General features: G+C 61.1%; 4 protein-coding genes. All 4 read right to left on the minus strand.

The window, feature by feature from the left end; translation table 11 throughout:
- Positions 1-429: 429 nt before the first annotated feature.
- Positions 430-1,593 carry a succinyl-diaminopimelate desuccinylase gene (gene dapE, locus VGP39_RS03965; RefSeq protein WP_327566801.1) on the minus strand — a complete coding sequence of 388 codons (1,164 nt, stop codon included), beginning with the start codon at positions 1,591-1,593 and terminating at the stop codon, positions 430-432.
- Complete coding sequence (locus tag VGP39_RS03970) at positions 1,586-2,158, minus strand: DUF805 domain-containing protein (RefSeq protein ID WP_327566802.1); 573 nt, start codon at positions 2,156-2,158, stop codon at positions 1,586-1,588. Before VGP39_RS03970 ends, dapE begins: the two co-directional genes overlap by 8 nt.
- Before the next feature lie 72 nt (positions 2,159-2,230).
- Positions 2,231-2,710, minus strand: a complete 480-nt coding sequence (locus VGP39_RS03975; protein ID WP_327566803.1) for a DUF805 domain-containing protein — start codon at positions 2,708-2,710, stop codon at positions 2,231-2,233.
- Between the two features lie 65 nt (positions 2,711-2,775).
- Positions 2,776-3,369: 2,3,4,5-tetrahydropyridine-2,6-dicarboxylate N-succinyltransferase (locus tag VGP39_RS03980; RefSeq protein ID WP_327566804.1), on the minus strand; the 594-nt coding region annotated here is incomplete at its 5' end.

Raw genomic sequence — 3,369 nt, forward strand, 5'->3', positions numbered from 1 at the left:
TTCAGATGCGACTTGTTGAAACCCGTTGGAGCATCGCAATAACTGCAGATTTGCCTGAGGTCAGATCCCCGCAACACCGTCGTTCCTAAGTAGTTGAAATGACTCGGATACATTTTTGGATCAGGCTCTCAGGATGACGGCAGCAAGTGTGGCGAGTTGTAGCCGCACATAGGTCTTTACAGGGATCAATTTGACGGCGATTCCGCGCCGGAAATACGCGTCTTTTAACTTCCGGATTGCGTACGACTCCTTGGCGCTTTCCACATCGATGATCGTCTAAAACCATTGATCCTAAAGTCGAATTTTGAGATGTGTGAATCTGGTAAGGCTTGACCGGGCGACCCAGTATTCCGAAGCGTCTGTAATTTAGCACTGACAGTCTGGAATACCGTCATCACCCGCGTTCGCGGGTGATGACGGCCGGAGAACTCACCCAAAATACCGGTCCAGCACGCTGCGATAGATCTTCGTCAGCTTTTCCAGGTCGGCGACCGGCGTACGTTCGTCGACCTGGTGCATGGTCTGGCCGACCAGGCCGAATTCGATCACCGGACAATAACGGGTGATGAAGCGCGCATCCGAGGTGCCGCCGCCGGCGTTGAGATCCGGCTTGCGGCCGGTGACTTCCTCGATCGCCGCCACCACCAGATCGGTAAAGGCGCCGGGTTTTATGACGAACACGTCGGCGTTCGACGGCTCCCACGCGATCCGCGCCTTGATCCGGTTGCCCGCCGCCTTCGCCATGCGCGCTTCGATCAGCGTCCGCAGCGAGTCCTGGCTGTGGTGATCGTTGAAGCGGATGTTGAATTTCGCACGCGCTTGAGCCGGGATCACATTGCTCGCGGTGTTGCCGACATCGACGGATGTGAATTCGAGATTGGAAGGCTGGAAATGCGCGCTGCCGTGATCGAGCGGCTCATTGCTGAGCGCGACGATCAGCGCCGCTATGTCCGGCACCGGATTCGACGCGCGATGCGGATAGGCGACATGGCCTTGAATGCCATCGACATAAAGCGTCCCCGACAGCGAGCCGCGGCGGCCGACCTTGATGCAGTCGCCGAGTTCCTCGACATTGCTGGGTTCGCCCAGCACGCAGTGATCGAATTTCTCGCCGCGCGACGCGGCCCATTGCAGCAGCTTTATCGTGCCATTGACGGCGATGTCTTCCTCGTCGCCGGTGATCAGGAACGAGATCGAGCCGCTGGGCTCGCCGCCATTGGCCGCGAGATAATCCAGCACCGCCGCGATGCTGCAGGCAATTCCGCCTTTCATGTCCACGGCGCCCCGGCCGTACAAGAAACCGTCCTTGACGTCGCCCGAGAACGCGCCATGGGTCCACGCGTTCTCGTCGCCCGGCGGAACCACGTCGGTATGCCCCGCGAAGGTGAGGTGCGGTGCGCGGCTGCCGATGCGGGCATAGAGATTGTCGATGTCGGCGGCGCCCGGCTCGCTGAAGGTGACCCGATGAACGTCGAAGCCAGCGCCCTTCAGGACGTTCTCGAGCACGCCGAGCGCGCCGGCGTCCGCCGGCGTTACCGACGGACAGCGCAGCAGATCGCGAGCGATGGAAAGGGCGGAAACGGAGTCAGTCATTCCCTCGCTTAACATGCGTGACCGCAGGTGGGCTAGCGCTGTGCGGGACAATTTGCAGCTCATCATGCTGGGCCCAGCGCGGCCTCGTGTCGAACCCCGCGAAAGGATCGGGGCCGAATTGGTTAGACCCTTTTGTGCCGCGCAAGCAGAACAGCTCGACGAAGCACCAGACGCTCAAACCAAAATTGAGAGCGCTGACAAGTAACGCCAAGGTCGGATTGTCGAGCCAGTTCCAGAATTTATCCAGCAGTGCAGGCGCGCCAAAAAATGGGAGGAGCCACCAGCCGTTCTTGTTGCGGTCATGAAGCCGCTTTGCGGCCGTGGCCGCAACCAGCCAGACGTTGACGGCCAGCAGGGGAAGCCCAAGCAGGTAGAACGCCCAGGGCAATGTCGACGTCGAAATGATCCGGAAGTCGTTACCAGTAGCCCAGAGGATACCGCTTGTTACCAACAGAAAGATCATCATGAAGGAAAAGTTGGTCGCGAACCAAAGGAACGCCGCGAACCCGCACTGCGCGCGACTTATGCGGCCGTCGAAGCTGAACAGAAACCAGTTCCAGTCCATGTCGGATTTCCAGAACCTAGAAAGTTATTGCTTTCCCCATCTTCGTCGCGACAGGCGGATTTCGGTTCGATTTCAGCGCCCGGGCGCGTACGCCGGATGGCCGAGCGGATCGGGGCCGTACTGGTTCGGACCGGGCGTGCCGCGCAGGCAGCCGAGTTCGACAAAGGCCCAGATCGCGATGGCCGCCGCGGCCAGCGAGAAGATAAAGCCGCCGCCGAGATCGGGCGTCGCCGTTTGCCAGCCGCCGAGTATGCTCGGGCCGAGCCAGAACAGCAGGATCCACCAGCCGCTTTTGTCGCGGTCATGCAGCCGCTTGATGCCGACGGCGAGGCCCGACCAGGTTCCGACGACGAGAAGAATGATTCCTATGAGCCAGACCAGCAGCACCGCGCCGGCGAAACTGAACAGATTGTCGATGCTCGTGCCTCCGAGCCAGATCAGGCATCCGGCGATGAACGCGGTCCAGACCACCATGTAGATCAGAACCGCGAGCCAGTACTTGGCGCGACTGATGCGGCCGTTGAAGCTGAAAAGCAGCGTGGTCCAGTCCATGAGCGCCTCCCCGACTTCTGCGTGCAGCCGCGATTATGTCACGAAAATCGCCCGAACGCGTGGCCTCAATCCCGCAACAACTCGTTGATGCTGGTCTTGGCGCGGGTGCGCTCGTCGACGCGTTTGACGATCACCGCACAGGCGGTGGATGGACCGGGCTGACCGTTCTTCAACGGCCTGCCCGGCAGCGCGCCCGGCACCACCACGGCATATTCCGGCACTTCGCCGATGAAAATTTCGCCGCTGTCGCGGTCGATAATCTTGGTCGAGGCGCCGAGGAACACGCCCATCGCCAGCACCGCGCCCTTGCGCACGATCACGCCTTCGGCGACTTCGGAGCGCGCGCCGATGAAGCAATCGTCCTCGATGATGACGGGTTCGGCCTGCAGCGGCTCCAGCACGCCGCCGATGCCGACGCCGCCGGAAATATGCACGCGCTTGCCGATCTGGGCGCAGGAGCCGACCGTGGACCAGGTGTCGATCATGGTGCTTTCATCGACATAGGCGCCGAGATTGACGAAGGACGGCATCAGCACGACGTTCCTGGCAATGAATGCCGATCTGCGCACGATGGCGCCGGGCACGGCGCGAAAACCTGCATCACGAAACCGGTTTTCGCCCCAGCCATCGAATTTCGACGGCACCTTGTCCCACCACGA

This window comes from Bradyrhizobium sp., assembly GCF_036009065.1.
Taxonomy (GTDB): domain Bacteria; phylum Pseudomonadota; class Alphaproteobacteria; order Rhizobiales; family Xanthobacteraceae; genus Bradyrhizobium.

Coding starts and splice junctions, on each gene's coding strand:
- dapE (WP_327566801.1), bottom strand. CDS start 1,593: ATGACTGACTCCGTTTCCGCCCTTTCCATCGCTCGCGATCTGCTGCGC.
- VGP39_RS03970 (WP_327566802.1), bottom strand. CDS start 2,158: ATGGACTGGAACTGGTTTCTGTTCAGCTTCGACGGCCGCATAAGTCGC.
- VGP39_RS03975 (WP_327566803.1), bottom strand. CDS start 2,710: ATGGACTGGACCACGCTGCTTTTCAGCTTCAACGGCCGCATCAGTCGC.